Genomic DNA, 15,312 nt, shown 5'->3' on the forward strand with positions numbered 1-15,312 from the left:
CCTGCAAGGAGAAGACCATGAAGTCTGTGCAATTGGCTATTGCCCTGGGACTCACCACCCTGACCGCCGCTTGCGGCCAGAAGGCCGAATCGCCGCCGTCACCGGAGGCGAACCAGTCATCCGCCATGAATGAGAGCGCAGCCAGCATGGGCAACATGGCGATGCCCACTGAGGCGAAAACCGCCAAGGGCAGCGGCACCGTGACCGCGATCGATAAGGCAGCGGGCAAGATCACGCTCGAGCATCAGGCTATTCCCGAAGCCGGCTGGCCGGCGATGACGATGGCGTTTGATGCCAAGCCTGCCGTCATCGACGGCGTCACGGTCGGCGACAAGGTGACGTTCGATCTGGCGCTCAAGGACGGCGGTGGCGAGGTGACGACGATCAGCAAGCAATAGGATCGGCCGGCCCCAGTGCTTCGATGATGCGGCACTGGGCGACGGTCCCGCCATCGCAGGACAAGATGACCGCGCTCAGCTCGCGCCTAAGCGCGGTCAAGCCGGCAATCTTGCGATCGACCTCGCGCAGATGCTCGGTCGCGATCCGATCGACCGTCGCGCAATCGCGCGTGCGATCATCGGACAGGTCAAGCAAGGCGCGAACCTGCTCGATCGGGAAGCCGAGATCGCGCGCGCGTCGGATGAAGGACAGCCGTGCTAGGTCGCCGGGCAAGTAGGCCCGGTAATTACCACCCGTGCGTGCAGGCGGCGCTATCAGCCCGACCTTCTCATACCAGCGAATCGTCTCGACCTTAGTGCCCGTTGCTTCCGCGAGCTTTCCGATCGTCAGTTTCTCGACCACGGCCCTTGACCCTCTAGCGACTACAGGGTGCATATAGGCTGTCATGTTGATTCGGTCGAGGTGACGATCATGGCCTGCACGAGCTGCCCATCGGACAAGGGCGGCACTCTCAACGACCCCAAGTGGCGGCGCGCGCTATGGATCGCGCTGGCGGTCAACGGGAGCATGTTCGCAATCGAGATGGTGGCGGGCATCGCCGGCGGATCGAAGGCGCTGCAAGCCGACGCGCTCGACTTTTTCGGTGATGCCGCCAACTACGCGATTAGCTTGGGCGTCGCTGGCATGGCGCTCGCATGGCGTGCGCGGGCCGCGTTGCTCAAGGGCGCGACGCTTGCCGTGCTCGGGCTCTACGTGCTTCTCGCCACAGCTTGGGGGATGTTGCACGGTGCCGCACCCCAGTCCGAAATCATGGGCGTGATCGGCGTCGCGGCACTGCTCGCGAACGGCGGGGTAGCGTTGATGCTTTACCGATTCCGAACGGGCGACGCGAACATGCGCTCGGTCTGGATTTGCTCGCGCAACGATGCGATCGGCAACGTCGCCGTTGTGCTTGCAGCGGCGGGCGTGTTCGGGACCGGCACGGCATGGCCCGACCTGATCGTGGCGGCGTTGATGGCATTTCTCGGATTGTGGGGCGGGTTTCAAATCATCGCTCAGGCCCGCGCGGAACTCCGCGCGACCGGCACGCCGCGGACGTCTGCCCTACAACCGTTACAGCAAAGTCGATAGCTGCTAGGAGGCTCGCGATGCACCGATTGTCCGCCCTGTTCCTCTGCCTGATGCTCGCCCTATCATTGGGGCTGGGATCGGCCGCGCGCGCCACGGAAGGCGACGCGTGCATTGAGGTCACGGCGGCGGCGGAGCTGGGACATGTTGCCGACGATGCCGATCAGGTTCCGGCGGACAGCGAAAAGGGCTACCCGCACCATCACGCGGGTTGCCACGGCCACTGTGTCGGATTGCCGATGACGACGGAGTCCGCTGCTTCTCATGCCGCGGCGAGCATGCCCCGTGAAGGCTTCGATGAAAGCCCCTTGGCGTGCGGCTTGGCTCACCCCGCGCTCCGACCACCAATAGCCTGACCGAGTCCTAGCACCCGCCGACATCACCGCGCGGGGTTCGAGGTTCGTCAGGAGTATTCCACCCATGCATCGTATCATTGCGGCCTTTTTGGCCGCTGCGTCGTGCGCGTCGCTCGCGCAGGCGCAGACGGCACCCATTGCCAGTCCGGTCGCGCAGCTCACTTTGGAGCGCGCACTGGAGCTGGCGGGGGCCGTCGCCCCATCCATAGAGGCCGCATCCGCCAGCGTGCGTGCGGCCGAGGCGGCGCGTACCGTCGCCGGCTATCGGCCGAACCCCACGATCGTTGCCGAAACCGAGAATGTCGTCGGCTCCGGTCAGTATCGGGGCTTACGCAGCGCCGAGACGACGGCCGGCCTAGAGCTCCCGATTGAACTCGGGGGCAAGCGCTCCGCCCGCGTGGCAGTCGCTGACGCAGTGAGCGACCGCGCCCGGATCGGCGCGGCGCTGGCGACGGCCGATCTACGACTTGCGATCACCCAAGCCTATATCGAGGCGGTCGCGGCCGAGCGGCGCGTTGTAACGGCGCGCGAGCAGGCCGAAATTGCCCGCGAGGCGTTACGCGCTGCGACGGTTCGCGTGCGGGCGGGCCGAGCCTCCCCAATCGAGCAGCAGCGCGCGGACGTGCTCCGCATCAATGCGGAAGCCACGGAGGAACGCGCCGAGCGGCTGACGATTGTCGCGCGCGACAATCTCGCGCGCCGCATCGGTCAGCCTGTATCGGGACCCCTCGACCTCGCATGGTTCGACCGGGTGGAGGGCTATGGCCCGGCGCTTCGCGTTGCGCCTGCTGGTACGCTCGCACTTGCCGCGGCGCAGGCCGACGTGGCGACTGCTACCGCCCAGGTGCGGCTCGCTCGCGCGCAGCGCGTCCCCGACGTGACGGTAAGCGCGAGCGCGCGCCGGCTGGAGGAGACCAACGACGTTGCCGCGGTATTTGGGGTCTCCGTGCCGTTCCCCGTGTTCAATCGGGGGGGCGCGGCCGTGACCCAGGCGAATGCCGAGCGCGACCAGGCCGAGGCGTTGCGCCGCGCGGCCGAGCTGGACACGGCGCAGGCGCTCGCGAACGCCGAGGCCGAAGTAGCGAACGCCGCCACGACCGCCCGCGCCGCAAGCGGCCCCGCGCTGGCGGCGGCGCAGGAGGCCGCGCGTATCGCGCGCATCGGCTATCGCGAGGGCAAGTTCGGCCAGCTCGACCTACTCGATGCTGAGCGCACGCTTTCCGAAACCCGCACGGCCGCGATCGACGCGCTCGCCGCCTACCGCGACGCCCAGGCTCATCGGAACCGTCTAGCGACGGCCGCGCCCGACCTTTCGAGGAACTGATTCCATGATGACCACTGCCAAGCGGGCGACATTGCCCGTCACCCTAGCCCTGTTGCTTACCGCGTGCGGCGGGGGCCAGGAGACCGGCAACGAGATTGCCGCCAACACAACCGAGGAAGTCGGCCACAACGAAGCAGAGGGCGCGCATGAGGGCGAGGCGGCGGCTCCCGAGGGTACGATCACGTTGACCTCCCGACAGATCGTCGCGGCCGGCATCCAGATCGAGCGGCCGAGCGTGGCGGGCGGCGGCGGGGTGCTGACGCTCCCCGCGACGATAGAGGGCGACCCGCAGGGGACGCAGGCCGTATCCGCCGCCATTGGCGGGCGGATCGTGTCGCTCACCCGCAACCTTGGACAGTCGATCGGCCGCGGTCAGACACTCGCCATCATCGAGAGCCGCGAGGCGGCATCCTTGAAGGCCGAAGTGGAGGCGGCGCGCGCGCGATCGGCGCTCGCGCAGTCCAACCTTCGCCGCGAGCAGCGACTGTTCGCCGAGCGCGTCTCCCCCGAGCAGGATCTGATCGCGGCGCGCACGGCCGCCACCGAGGCGAACATCGCGCTCCGTCTCGCGCAGCAGCAGGTAGCGGCGGCGGGCGGCGGCGGCGGCGCGCTCAATCGCATCGGCATCGCGTCGCCGATCGGCGGCCAGGTGATCGCGCGCCGCGTCGTGCTGGGGCAGACGGTCGCGGCCGACGCCGAGCTGTTCCGGGTCGCGAACCTGTCCCAGGTGGCGGTGACGGTCTCCCTATCCCCCGCCGATGCCGGCCTGGTCCGGCCGGGATCGCCAGTAGCGATCACCGCCGGGGGGCGTCGCTCGACCGCCCGCGTCAGCTTCGTATCGCCGGTGCTGGACGAAACCACGCGCCAGGTGCCCGTCATCGCGTTAGTCGACAACCGCGCAGGCCAATGGCGCGTCGGCGAGCCGGTTACGGCCGCGATCCAACTCCCCGGTGCCGGCAGCGGCACCGTGACCGTGCCGGCCGCGGCCGTGCAGTCGATCGAGAACCGATCGGTGGTCTTCGTGCGGACGCCCACGGGCTTCAAGGCGACCCCCGTCGTGGTCGGGCAGGCCAGCGGATCGAATGTCGTCATCACGTCCGGACTGACCGGCCGCGAGGAGATCGCAGGCACGGGCACCTTCACCCTCAAGGCCGAACTCGGAAAAGGTGAAGCGGAGCACGAGGACTAAGCCATGATCGACCGTATCGTCACCTTCTCAGTCGAGCGGCGCTGGTTCGTCCTGCTCGTCACAGCCATCGCCGCGATCATTGGGGGATGGGCACTCGCCCGCCTGCCCATCGACGCGGTTCCCGACATCACCAACAATCAGGTGCAGATCAACGTCCGCGCGCCTTCCCTCTCCCCCGAGCTGGTGGAGAAGCAGGTTGCGTTCCCGATCGAAACAGCGCTCGCCGGCGTGCCCGGCCTTGAGAATACCCGGTCGCTCAGCCGCAACGGTTTCGCCCAGGTGACGGCCGTGTTCAGCGAGGGCACCGATATCTACTTCGCCCGTCAGCAGGTAGCCGAGCGGCTACGCACCGCCGAGGAGAACTTGCCCTCCGGCGCGGTCCCCGAAATGGGGCCGATCGCGACCGGCTTGGGCGAGGTCTATATGTGGACCGTCCGCCTTGCGCATAGACCGGAGGACAAGCACAGGGCCGGGCAGCCCGGCATCCAGCCGGACGGCAGCTATATCACCCCCGAGGGCGAACGGCTGACCACCCAGGCCGAGCAGGCAACCTATCTCCGAACGGTTCAGGACTGGATCGTCACTCCGCTCCTGAAGAACACGGAAGGGCTCGCCGGCATCGATACGATTGGCGGCTATGTGAAGCAATATCAGGTCGTCCCCGACATGCAGCGGCTGGCGGCCCTCCGCTTGAGCTTGGACAACCTCGCGAACGCCTTGGAGCAGAACAACACGGGCGTCGGCGCCGGTGTCGTGGACCGCAACGGCGAGGGGCTGGCGGTGCGCTCGGATGCCCGCATCGCGGACGCGAGCGAACTGGCGCGCACCGTCGTTGCGACCCGCGAGGGCGTGCCCATCCTCTTGAATCAGGTCGCGACCGTGAAGATCGGTCAGGCGATCCGGATGGGTTCCGCTTCCGAGAACGGCCGCGAGGTGGTCGTCGGCACCGCGGTCATGCGGATCGGCGAGAATAGCCGCGCCGTGGCTTCGGCCGTCGCCGACCGCCTGGAGGAGATCAACGCCTCGCTTCCCACCGACGTGATCGTGCAGCCGGTCCTTGATCGTACCGCCCTCGTCAACTCGACGATCAAAACGGTTGCGAAGAACCTCTCCGAAGGCGCGCTCCTCGTCATTGTCGTGCTGTTCCTGTTACTCGGTAACTTCCGCGCGGCGATGATCGCGGCCTTGGTCATCCCAATCACCATGCTGCTGACCAGCTTCGGGATGCTTCGGGGCGGCGTGTCGGCGAACCTGATGAGCTTGGGCGCACTCGACTTCGGCCTGATCGTCGACGGCGCGGTCATCATTGTGGAGAACGCGCTACGGCGCATCGGCGAGCGCCAGCACCATAAGGGTCGGCTGCTCGACTTGGACGAGCGCCTGTCGGTGATTGCGAGCGCGGCGCGCGAGATGATCCGCCCGTCCGTGTACGGCCAGGCTATCATCATTCTCGTCTATGTGCCGCTGCTCACGCTTTCCGGGGTGGAGGGTAAGACGTTCACGCCGATGGCGCTGACCGTCATCATCGCGCTCGCCTTCGCGTTCGTCCTGTCGCTGACCTTCGTGCCCGCCATGCTCGCAATCTGGCTCAGCAAGCCGGTCGATGAAAAGGAAGGCCGGATCATGACGTGGCTAAAAGCGCGCTACGAGCCCGGCCTTACCCAAGCGATGCGCCGACCGACGATGACGGTGGGTGTCGCGATTGGCGCGTTCCTGCTCGCGATCGGGGCCTATAGCAGCTTGGGCCAGGAGTTCCTGCCGCAGCTCGATGAAGGCGACGTACTCGTCCAGGCGCTCCGCATTCCCGGCACGTCGGTTGAACAGGCTCAGACGATGCAGTTCCAGGTGGAAAAGGCCGTAGCAGCCGTGCCCGAGGTCCGGTTTGTGTTCTCGAAAACGGGCACGGCCGAGTTGGCGTCGGACCCCATGCCGCCCAACGTGTCGGACACCTTCATCATCATGAAGCCGCGTGACGCGTGGCCCGACCCGAAACTTGCCAAGGTCGAGCTGGTGGAGAAGATCGAGGCGGCGTTGTCGGTGCTTCCCGGCAATGCCTACGAGATCACCCAGCCGATCCAGATGCGGTTCAACGAGCTGATCGCGGGCGTCCGCAGCGATGTAGCGGTCAAGGTGTTCGGCGATGACTTCGCGCAGATGACCGCGACCGCCAATCAGATCGCGGGCATCCTCCGAGACGTGGAGGGAGCCGCCGACGTGAAGGTGGAGCAGACCGAAGGACTCCCCATGCTCGACATTCGGCCGAACCGAGACGCGATGGCGCGGTTGGGGATCACCGCGCGCGCGATGCAGGACACGGTCGCCGCCGCAATTGGCGGGCGCGACGCTGGCATGATCTTCGAGGGCGACCGGCGGTTCGCGGTGACGATCCGGTTGGGCGACGCGCAGCGGGCGAATTTCGAGACGCTAGGCCAAGTGCCGGTGCCGACCCCCGACGGCGCGTTCGTGCCGCTGGCGAGCGTCGCCGACATTGTGGTGACGGAAGGCCCGAACCAGATCAGCCGCGAGAACGGCAAGCGCCGCGTCGTGGTGCAGGCGAACGTGCGCGGACGCGACGTGACGAGCGTTGTCGCCGACGCGCAGGCGAAGATTAGCCAACAGGTCCGTTTGCCGGCCGGCACCTATCTCGAATGGGGCGGCGCGTTCGAAAACCTGGCGTCCGCGCGCGCGCGGCTGGCGCTGGTCGTGCCGGCCTGCTTCGCGCTTATCCTGCTCTTGCTCTACGGGGCGCTCGGCAGCGTCCGCGAGGCGGCGATCGTCTTCACGGGCGTGCCCTTGGCGCTGGTGGGCGGCGCGCTCGCGTTATTCCTGAGGGGGATGCCATTCTCCATATCGGCGGCGGTGGGGTTCATCGCCCTGTCGGGCATCGCGGTCCTGAACGGACTTGTGATGGTCACGTCGATTCAGGACTTGATGGCGCGGGGCATGGCGCGCGCCCAGGCGGCGCATGAAGGCGCGATCGCCCGGCTCAGGCCCGTGGTGATGACCGCGCTCGTCGCCTCGCTCGGCTTCGTACCGATGGCGCTTGCTACCGGCGCGGGAGCTGAAGTCCAGAAACCGCTCGCCACGGTGGTGATCGGCGGACTCATATCCGCCACCCTGCTCACCCTGTTCGTGCTGCCGACCCTCTATGCCCGGTTCGGCAGGCGCGAAGCTCCCGTACCCTCGGCCGACTACTCCTCTCCTTCCGCGTCTTTGGCATCGGAGTGACGGCATGAGCGAGGAAAGTTTCAAGCTCGACACGGCCGACAAGCGCCGGACGCTCTGGATCGTCCTTCTGCTCAATCTCGCCCTCGCGGCGGGGTTTGGCGTGACGGGCGTGCTAGCTGATTCGAGCGCGTTGATCGCCAACGGCCTCGACAACGCTTCCGATGCCATCGTCTATGTCATCAGCTTGCTCGCGCTGGCCCGTTCGCCCAAATGGAAGCGGGGAGCGGCGATCACGTCGGGAGTGCTGCTCCTGGTGTTCGCCGCGGGCGTGCTGTTCGACGCGGGCCGGCGCTACTTCACCGGCAGCGAGCCAATCGGCCCCACCATGATCGGCATGGCGATCGTCGCGGCAATCGTGAACGGTCTGTGCCTGTGGTTGTTGAAGCGGTTGCGCGAGCCGGACGTGAACCTTCGTGCGGCAACTACCTTCAGCTTCAACGATTTCATATCGAACGGGGGCATTGTGGTCGCCGGTGGGATCGTGATTTGGACGGGTCAAAACTGGCCGGATCTGGTGCTCGGCGTCGCGGTCGCCTGTATCGCTATCAAGGGCGGCATCACAATTCTGAAGGACGCCCGCTCCGATGCGATCGAAAGTAAGGAGCGCGCTCGGTTAACAAGTTGAGTTCATAGAGTTGCGATGGCGTAGCAAAGCTGACGAATATCGAACGACACAAAGACGACCTCAATCCGTATGCTCATGCCGGTGATGCAGGTCAGGATAGTGCGGATGGCCTTGGATCAGCCGGGCGGCATGGTGGTGGACGTGCAAATCGCCGGGTGGATCGTCCGTGCCTCCCTCCCTTTCTGGCTTCAATAACGTGCGAAGATTTTCTGTCCGCTCGGCCCAAAAGCAACAACGCTGTAGGGCTGGCCTTTCATTCCCGGCACTTCCATGCCCGGCGAGCCGATCGGCATCCCGCCAACAGCGAGACCTTTGACACCCGCCGGACGCGTCGCGAGCGCCCGTTTCATATCGGCAATGGGTACATGCCCCTCGAACGCCATGCCGTCGATGATTGCGGTGTGGCAGGATGACAGCGCGGCTGGGACGCCAAGTCGGGTCTTCAGCCGAGCGCGGTTCGAATCGTCGACCATTCGCAAGTCGCGTTTGAATTGCACTTTCACCTGCTTGGCCCATTCTTCGCAGCAGCCGCAGCCGGGATCGCGATGAACCACAATGGGTTCAGTCGCCATCGCCACTGCGGGCAGCGCAAGCGCCAACGCGGTAGCGACCATGCGGATTGTTCTCATCGGGCTTCTCCCATTTGAATTAAGCGCGAATTATCGGCGCGACAGCATTGCTTCCATCTGCGCGATTTCTTCGCGCTGCGACGTGATGATCTCATCGCATAACGAGATCAGGGTGGGGTCGGTGAGCGAGGCCTGCTCGCACATCAGGATCGCGCCCGAATGGTGCGGAATCATCGAGCGCAGGAACGCGGTATCATCGATCGTCGTCTGGGTGCGGATCAGCGCAAAGCTGCCGAAGAATGCGACGGCGGACCCGACAAGTAGCAGCGCATTGATTCGCTTCGACGGAAACATGTCGCGCATCGCGAGGGTCATGAGCACCACCATCGGCGCGACCATCATCAGCGTCATGTAGAACATGTTGAGGTTGTTGTAGAAGCTCGACAGCCGGTCGATCATCACGAACATCACCAGATACATGATGACCCCGCTGATCACGGTTTGCAGTGCGAGGCTGCGATAGGAACTCTTCATGGACACTCTCCTTGCCGTTCTCCCGGCTCGGACGCTTAGAACCAGGCTCTGATCCCCACGACGAAGCTGGTCGTCGATGGGTCCTCGCCCGCCGCGCGGGCGAAGTCGGCGGTGCGGCCGAACTTCGAGGAATGCGAGACGCCGATATAGGGCGCGAACTCGCGTGCGATTTCGTAGCGCAGGCGTAGACCGAACTCGGCATCGGAAAGCCCCGCGCCGACCCCGCTTTCGATCACATCCTGCGCCGCCAGGTTGAACTCGACGCGCGGCTGCAGGATCAGGCGCTGGGTGATGCGCTGATCGTAGCTTGCCGCGAGCCGCCCGAGCACATCGCCCTTGGTCGATACGAAGGCATGTGCCTCGACTTCGAACCAATAGGGCGCCAATCCCTCGATGCCGAAGGCGGCATAGGTGCGCGCCTTTGGTTCGAAATCATGGCGGATACCGCCCTGAAGATTGAAATACGGCCCGATCGCGCGGCTGTAGAGCGCCTGGGCCTCCGCATCCTCGACCGACTCGCCGAAACTGCCTTCGCCCTCGGTCTTTACGACCAGCCGATTGATGTCGCCGCCAAACCAGCCTTCTCCCTCCCAGCGATAGCCCTCGCGTCCCTGGCGAATCTGGAGTTCGGCGACATCGATCATCACCTGGCTGAAGGTGCCGCCGCCATGCCCGCGGCGCAGGTCGGCGCGCGCTCCGATCATTGCGTCGCGACCCCAAACCCGGTCGGCATAGCTCGGCTCGGGGGCTGCGGGGGCGGGAGCGTTCCCCGCGGACAGCGCGGTGCCGCCGGTCCCCATGTCGTGCGCCTCCGTCGTCATGCCGGGCATTGCCGACATGTCATGGCCGGCATGCGGATCGGCGCTGGTGGGCGGTGTCGCAGTCGAAGTCGCTGTCGAAGGGGTACAGTGCCCCATTTCGGCGTGTTCGGGGGGACAATCCGGATCGCCCGTTGTTGTTTGCGTCGCCGGCTTGGCAGAAACCGGGGCAGGATTGGTAGCAGGTCGCGCAGCCGGCTTTTCTGCCGGACGTGGCCTTGCCGCCGGCTTGGGCTTGGGGGCGGGCTTCGCCGGCATCTTCATGCCGGGCATGTTCGAATGGTCCATCGTCTGTGCGGCGGCGGGTGCCGCCAGCGCGATCGCGGAGGCGGCGGCGAGGAGCAGAAGCGTCTTCATGCGTCGTCTCCTCCGCGTGGCCGGACGGTGACGACCTGCATCATCCCCGCATGCATGTGGTAAAGCATATGGCAGTGGAAGGCCCAGTCGCCGACCGCGTCGGTGGTCACGTCAAATGTTACCGTCCCGCCTGGCTGGACCTGCACCGTGTGCTTTCGCGGTGCATATTCGCCGTGGCCGGTGACAAGCTCGAAGAAATGGCCGTGAAGATGGATCGGGTGGCCCATCATCGTGTCGTTGACGAGCGTTACGCGCACCCGTTCGTCCTTGAGAAACGGGATCGGCTCCTTGACCTCGTTCAATTTCTCGCCGTCGAACGCCCACATATAGCGTTCCATGTTGCCGGTGAGGTGGATCTGCATCGCCCGGTCGGGCGCGCGGAGATCCGGATTGCGGTCCACCGCCATCAAGTCGCGGTAGACCAACACCTTGTGCCCGACGTCCGCCAGCCCCTGACCGGGCTCGCCGGTCCGGTCCATCGGCATTGGCGAAATAGTCTGAACGGTCGGCGTCTTCTTGACCTCGGGGGCGACCGAGAAATCGCGCATCGAATGATTCATGCCGGCCATCGCACCGCCGGCAGCGTCTTGTACCGCGCTGGAATGATCCATACCGGCCATCGACCCCGCCGAGTTCGTGACAGGCGCAGGCGTGCAGTGCCCCATCGCGGCATGCTCGGGTGCGCAACCGCCGCTGGTCGCGGCGGCGCCCGCGCCACCGCCAGCCATCGCGCCGTGATCCATGCCGGACATGTCGCCCATTCCCATGTCCTTCATGTCGGCGAGCGGACGCGGCCTCAGCGGCGGCACCTCGGCGGCCATCCCCTCGCGCGGGGCAAGCGTCGCCCGGGCCATGCCCGATCGATCGACGCTCTCACCGACGAGCGTGTAGGCGCGGTCGTCGGCGGGTTCGACGATCACGTCATAGGTTTCGGCGACCGCGATCTGGAATTCATCGACCGTGACGGGCCGCACATTGAGCCCGTCAGACTGAACGACGGTGAGCTTCAACCCCGGAATGCGGACGTTGAAGGTCGTCATCGCCGACGCGTTGATCACCCGCAGCCGCACCCGTTCGCCGGGCGTGAACAGGCCGGTCCAATTGTCGCGCGGGCCATGGCCATTGACGAGAAAGGAATAGGTCGAGCCAGTCACGTCGGAAACGTCGGTCGGGTCCATCCGCATCTTGCCCCATTCGAGGCGTTCCTTGGCCGACTGGCCTTCACCGCGCAGCAGATCGGCCAGAGTCTGCTTTTGAAAATTGAAATAGCCGCCCTGCTGCTTGAGCTTCCTGAAGATGATGTGCGGGTGCATTTCGCTGTGATCGGACAGCACGATGACATGTTCACGGTCCGACCGGATCGGGTCTTCGCCTGCCGGGTCGATCACGATCGGGCCGTAATGGCCGAGTTGCTCCTGCAAGCCCGAATGGCTGTGATACCAGTAGGTGCCGGCCTGCTGGATCGGGAATTCATAGGTGAAGGTCGATCGCGGCTTGATGCCCGGAAAGCTGATGCCCGGCACGCCGTCCATGTGAAATGGCAGGATCAGACCATGCCAGTGGATCGAGCTGTCTTCATCGAGTGCGTTCTCGACGTGCAGCCGGACATTCTGTCCCTCGCGCAGGCGGACAAGCGGGGCAGGCACGGTCCCATTGATGCCGATCGCATGGCTTGTCCGCCCATCGATCGTCATCATCTGGTGCGCGATGCGCAGACGGATATCTTCCCCCGATACGATCGGCAACGGTCGCACGATACCGGCAGACACCGGCTGCGCCCAAGCCGGGAACCAAGGGGCCAGAGCGGCAGTGCCGCCCAAGGCGGCGGTGCCGCGCAAGAGCGCCCGGCGATCGATCAATGCGGTCATGTTACATCCCGAAGTGGCAGTCATGAGAGATACGCGCAGGATCGCCCCACCCCTCAATGACCCCGAATTTTCTCAGGAGGCGCAAATGGGGTCTGACACAGTGTCAAAGTCAAGCCTCACTTGCGCGCAGCCGTTCCGCCAGTTTTTGCCGGGCTCGATAGAGCCGGGTCTCGACCGCCTTCTCGCTGATTCCAAGCGTTTCTCCGGTTTCTGCCTGGCTCAGCCCTTCGATCGTCCGCAGCACCAAAGTCTCGCGCAGATTGCCCGGCAGCAGCGCGATGGCGGCCGCCACGCGCCGCAGCTCCTGCCGATCAGCGGTCAATGTCTCGATCGACGGCGTCACATCCGCAGCATCGGCGACATGGTCGATCGGGAGAACTACGGCGATCAGGCGGCGCACCGCCCGCCGCCGCCGCCAGTCTCGCGCCTTATTGATCGCGATGCGTGACAGCCATGCGCGCATTGGGCGTGCCATATCGTAGCTGCGTAGCGCCCGATGCGCCGCAACAAAGGTTTCCTGGACGATATCGAGCGCCTCGTCGTCGTCGCCGGTGATTCGGGCGACCAGCCGGTGCAGCGGTTCCTTGTGCCGACGCACGATCTCAGCAAACGCAAGCTGGTGTCCCGCAAGCGTCAATGCGGCAAGCTCGCCGTCCGTCCTGTCGGCAAGCGCGCCGGTCACCGCGCGTCTTCGGTCAGCGCCTTGGTCACAGCGGCGTCGAACTTCGCCGCCTGGTCGGGCCGCAGCAGCGACCGCATCGCAAAGATGTGGGTGAGTGTTTCCTTCTGGAGCTCGCCCATCGTGCGGTGCGACGCATCGACTGCGGCTGCGACGCGCGGGCCGTTGCCGTGTTCAGCGGTGATCGCTTCGGCCAGTCGGGCATTCTCCGCACGCATTTCGAGTTCGAGCGCGCGGCGGCGAACCGCAAACGCTTCCTCCAGCGTATGCAGCCGCTGCTCCTGGGCCGCGTCGAGTCTCAACTGGTCGTGAAGGACGGCATGCAGCTCGGCGCCCGGCTGGGGTGCGGGTTCGACAAAGTGCCGTCCGACGACGACGCCGATCATGGCGGCAAGGAAGGCCAGGACCGTGACGAGCGCGATGCGCCGTGCGGTCATCGCGTCCCGCCCAGCAGCGTCGATGGCGCAAGCGGACTCGGCGCGCCGAACGGTGACAGGGTCGGAGCGGCCTGCGCTTCCGTTGATGGAACGACATTACTGAAAACGCCGAGGGCCAACGCCAGCCCTACGGCCGCCAGCGTCGTTCCGGCGCCGATCGTGACGGCGGGCTGGTGCGCAATCGCCCCTAGGACGCGATCCTCCAGACCCGTAAGCCCCCGATGTGGGGATTGCGTTGCCAGGCGTGCGAGTGCGTCGTCAATGTTCGTGTGCATGACATGTCTCACTATGTGGCTGATCCTGATACGCATGAACGAGGATGATCCCTCACCGGTGCTAGTTGAGGGATAGACACCTTTGCTGCGTATCTCGGTATATTCCACAGGAGATCGAGATGAAGTTCAATCCGACCGCAGCGATCATCGCCACGCTGGCGACACTGCTAACACCGGCTGCCGCGTTCGCGCATCCCAAGCTCGTTGCCGCGATCCCCGCCGCCAATGCGACCGTTGCGCGCACGAATACCGTCCGGCTGACCTTCAGCGAGGGGCTGATGCCCAAGCTCTCGACCGCCACCCTGGTCATGACCGGCATGCCGGGGACGGCCAACCACCCCGAGATGAAAATGACCGGCGTCACCAGCGTGGTTGCCGCCGATGGCAAATCGATCGTGCTCACCTCGGCGAATCCGCTGCCGGCAGGCAGCTACCGCGCGGACTGGGTCATTGTCGGCGCGGACACGCATCGCATTACCGGTAAACACAGCTTCAGCGTCCGCTGATCATGGACGCCTGGGTGGTGATCGGGCTGCGTTTCGCTGCCTATGCCGATCTTATGCTGCTGGCTGGCCTGGCCTTGGGCGGCGGCCTCGGTCGTTACGCGCCTGTAATCGGTCGGCGCGTGATCGGCTGGGCGGCTGCGCTCGGCGTGGTCATCACCCTTGCGCAGTTTGGCGCGACCTGCCTGGCGATGACGGGCAATGACGTGTCGGCGCTCGACCGCGAGATACTCACATTCATGGCGTTCGAAACGCCCATGGGCATATCGCATATCGTTCGCGCGGCGGCGCTCGGCCTGGTGGCGGTGCTTTGGAGCACCGGGCGCGCGGGGCGACTGGTCATCGCCGCGCTGGCGGTGGTCGCGCTGGGTTCGCTTGCCTGGAGCGGGCACGCGGCTGCGTCCGAAGCCGCGCTCGGCTGGGTGCATCGCTCCAGCGACATCGGTCATCTTGTCGCCGGTGCGATCTGGATCGCGGCGCTGGTGATGTTCGCGCGCATCCTGCTGTTCGACTTCAAGACGCCGGAAGCGGTGGCGCCTGCACTCTCAGCGCTGGAGCGCTTTTCAGGCATTGGCGCGATCATCGTTGGCGTGATCGTCGTCACGGGATCTATAAATCTGCTCGCCATTGTTGGCGTCGATGGGCTCGCGGCGACGTTTGCGACCGCCTATGGGCGGCTGCTCCTGCTCAAGCTCGCCCTGTTCGGCGCGATGCTTGGTCTGGCGGGGCTCAACCGATGGCGGTTTGTGCCGGGTATCAGAGCGACACTTCACGGCGGGGAGCATGTGATCGCCGTGCGTCGGTTGCGGCGGGCGATCATCACCGAGACCACGCTGGCATTTCTCGTCCTCGCGGTCGTGGCGATCCTCGGCACATTGTCTCCGGTCGATTGATGGGCGAGGCCGACGCCGACTTCATGCGCCAGCTGAAGGGTCACCACGGGTCCGCGATGGCGGAGACTGAGCTTCGTCGCGGCGACGAACCGCGATAGCGCTAAGCGACCGCCCCCTGACAGGGACCGGG

At 65.6% G+C, this 15,312-nt stretch carries 16 protein-coding genes; 9 read left to right on the plus strand and 7 right to left on the minus strand.

Annotation, left to right across the window (positions count from 1 at the left end):
- Positions 1–17: 17 nt before the first annotated feature.
- Complete coding sequence (locus DFR49_RS15940) at positions 18–398, plus strand: copper-binding protein (RefSeq protein WP_119036682.1); 381 nt, start codon at positions 18–20, stop codon at positions 396–398.
- Here the strand turns inward: DFR49_RS15940 and DFR49_RS15945 are convergent.
- Positions 385–801, minus strand: coding sequence for a MerR family transcriptional regulator (locus DFR49_RS15945; RefSeq protein WP_245968600.1), 417 nt, complete (start codon positions 799–801; stop codon positions 385–387). The two genes, DFR49_RS15940 and DFR49_RS15945, sit on opposite strands and share 14 nt — an antisense overlap.
- Before the next feature lie 69 nt (positions 802–870).
- Between DFR49_RS15945 and DFR49_RS15950 the strand changes: the two genes are divergently transcribed.
- The 6 genes from DFR49_RS15950 to DFR49_RS15975 all read left to right on the plus strand — a co-directional run bounded on the left by DFR49_RS15950 (position 871) and on the right by DFR49_RS15975 (position 8,249).
- Entirely contained in the window at positions 871–1,530 is a 660-nt protein-coding gene (locus DFR49_RS15950; protein WP_119037246.1) for a cation efflux transmembrane domain-containing protein, read from the plus strand.
- Positions 1,531–1,547: 17 nt separating this feature from the next.
- On the plus strand, positions 1,548–1,883 hold the full coding sequence (locus DFR49_RS15955; protein WP_147373716.1) for a hypothetical protein: 336 nt from the start codon (positions 1,548–1,550) through the stop codon (positions 1,881–1,883).
- Between the two features lie 64 nt (positions 1,884–1,947).
- Complete coding sequence (locus DFR49_RS15960) at positions 1,948–3,207, plus strand: TolC family protein (protein ID WP_119036684.1); 1,260 nt, start codon at positions 1,948–1,950, stop codon at positions 3,205–3,207.
- Positions 3,208–3,214: 7 nt separating this feature from the next.
- A complete protein-coding gene (locus DFR49_RS15965) occupies positions 3,215–4,396 on the plus strand; it encodes an efflux RND transporter periplasmic adaptor subunit (RefSeq protein WP_119037247.1) in 1,182 nt (393 codons plus the stop codon).
- A 3-nt stretch (positions 4,397–4,399) separates the two neighbouring features.
- On the plus strand, positions 4,400–7,624 hold the full coding sequence (locus tag DFR49_RS15970; RefSeq protein WP_119036685.1) for an efflux RND transporter permease subunit: 3,225 nt from the start codon (positions 4,400–4,402) through the stop codon (positions 7,622–7,624).
- 4 nt (positions 7,625–7,628) lie between these two features.
- Entirely contained in the window at positions 7,629–8,249 is a 621-nt protein-coding gene (locus tag DFR49_RS15975) for a cation diffusion facilitator family transporter (protein ID WP_119036686.1), read from the plus strand.
- 188 nt (positions 8,250–8,437) lie between these two features.
- On the opposite strand, the gene DFR49_RS15980 is transcribed toward DFR49_RS15975, so the two are convergent.
- From DFR49_RS15980 to DFR49_RS16005, 6 genes are all read right to left on the minus strand, one after another.
- A complete protein-coding gene (locus DFR49_RS15980; RefSeq protein WP_119036687.1) occupies positions 8,438–8,878 on the minus strand; it encodes a DUF411 domain-containing protein in 441 nt (146 codons plus the stop codon).
- Positions 8,879–8,908: 30 nt separating this feature from the next.
- Positions 8,909–9,352 (minus strand): DUF305 domain-containing protein, encoded by a 444-nt coding sequence (locus tag DFR49_RS15985; RefSeq protein WP_119037248.1) that lies wholly within the window; start codon positions 9,350–9,352, stop codon positions 8,909–8,911.
- Positions 9,353–9,387: 35 nt separating this feature from the next.
- Positions 9,388–10,527, minus strand: a complete 1,140-nt coding sequence (locus tag DFR49_RS15990; RefSeq protein ID WP_119036688.1) for a copper resistance protein B — start codon at positions 10,525–10,527, stop codon at positions 9,388–9,390.
- Positions 10,524–12,395 carry a copper resistance system multicopper oxidase gene (locus DFR49_RS15995; RefSeq protein WP_119036689.1) on the minus strand — a complete coding sequence of 624 codons (1,872 nt, stop codon included), beginning with the start codon at positions 12,393–12,395 and terminating at the stop codon, positions 10,524–10,526. The genes DFR49_RS15990 and DFR49_RS15995 overlap by 4 nt, the downstream gene beginning before the upstream one ends.
- A 109-nt stretch (positions 12,396–12,504) precedes the next feature.
- Positions 12,505–13,077 (minus strand): RNA polymerase sigma factor, encoded by a 573-nt coding sequence (locus DFR49_RS16000; protein ID WP_119036690.1) that lies wholly within the window; start codon positions 13,075–13,077, stop codon positions 12,505–12,507.
- Positions 13,074–13,511: a periplasmic heavy metal sensor gene (locus DFR49_RS16005; RefSeq protein ID WP_119036691.1), complete on the minus strand. Its 438-nt coding sequence runs from the start codon at positions 13,509–13,511 to the stop codon at positions 13,074–13,076. Before DFR49_RS16005 ends, DFR49_RS16000 begins: the two co-directional genes overlap by 4 nt.
- A gap of 394 nt (positions 13,512–13,905) precedes the next feature.
- Here DFR49_RS16005 and copC point away from each other — a divergent pair, with 394 nt between their 5' ends.
- A complete protein-coding gene (copC, locus tag DFR49_RS16015; protein WP_119036692.1) occupies positions 13,906–14,292 on the plus strand; it encodes a copper homeostasis periplasmic binding protein CopC in 387 nt (128 codons plus the stop codon).
- A 2-nt stretch (positions 14,293–14,294) separates the two neighbouring features.
- Positions 14,295–15,182 (plus strand): copper homeostasis membrane protein CopD, encoded by an 888-nt coding sequence (copD, locus tag DFR49_RS16020; protein WP_119036693.1) that lies wholly within the window; start codon positions 14,295–14,297, stop codon positions 15,180–15,182.
- The last annotated feature ends 130 nt before the right edge of the window (positions 15,183–15,312 follow it).

The organism is Hephaestia caeni, assembly GCF_003550065.1.
GTDB classification, from domain to species: Bacteria; Pseudomonadota; Alphaproteobacteria; order Sphingomonadales; family Sphingomonadaceae; genus Sphingomonas; species Sphingomonas caeni_A.

Excerpts from the sequence above, each read along its gene's own strand:
- DFR49_RS15985 (WP_119037248.1), bottom strand. The coding sequence starts at position 9,352 with ATGAAGAGTTCCTATCGCAGCCTCGCACTGCAAACCGTGATCAGCGGG.
- DFR49_RS15995 (WP_119036689.1), bottom strand. The coding sequence starts at position 12,395 with ATGACCGCATTGATCGATCGCCGGGCGCTCTTGCGCGGCACCGCCGCC.
- DFR49_RS16005 (WP_119036691.1), bottom strand. The coding sequence starts at position 13,511 with ATGACCGCACGGCGCATCGCGCTCGTCACGGTCCTGGCCTTCCTTGCC.
- copD (WP_119036693.1), top strand. The coding sequence starts at position 14,295 with ATGGACGCCTGGGTGGTGATCGGGCTGCGTTTCGCTGCCTATGCCGAT.
- DFR49_RS15970 (WP_119036685.1), top strand. The coding sequence starts at position 4,400 with ATGATCGACCGTATCGTCACCTTCTCAGTCGAGCGGCGCTGGTTCGTC.
- DFR49_RS15960 (WP_119036684.1), top strand. The coding sequence starts at position 1,948 with ATGCATCGTATCATTGCGGCCTTTTTGGCCGCTGCGTCGTGCGCGTCG.
- DFR49_RS15950 (WP_119037246.1), top strand. The coding sequence starts at position 871 with ATGGCCTGCACGAGCTGCCCATCGGACAAGGGCGGCACTCTCAACGAC.
- DFR49_RS15990 (WP_119036688.1), bottom strand. The coding sequence starts at position 10,527 with ATGAAGACGCTTCTGCTCCTCGCCGCCGCCTCCGCGATCGCGCTGGCG.
- DFR49_RS15940 (WP_119036682.1), top strand. The coding sequence starts at position 18 with ATGAAGTCTGTGCAATTGGCTATTGCCCTGGGACTCACCACCCTGACC.
- DFR49_RS15980 (WP_119036687.1), bottom strand. The coding sequence starts at position 8,878 with ATGAGAACAATCCGCATGGTCGCTACCGCGTTGGCGCTTGCGCTGCCC.
- copC (WP_119036692.1), top strand. The coding sequence starts at position 13,906 with ATGAAGTTCAATCCGACCGCAGCGATCATCGCCACGCTGGCGACACTG.
- DFR49_RS15965 (WP_119037247.1), top strand. The coding sequence starts at position 3,215 with ATGACCACTGCCAAGCGGGCGACATTGCCCGTCACCCTAGCCCTGTTG.
- DFR49_RS15955 (WP_147373716.1), top strand. The coding sequence starts at position 1,548 with ATGCACCGATTGTCCGCCCTGTTCCTCTGCCTGATGCTCGCCCTATCA.
- DFR49_RS15975 (WP_119036686.1), top strand. The coding sequence starts at position 7,629 with ATGAGCGAGGAAAGTTTCAAGCTCGACACGGCCGACAAGCGCCGGACG.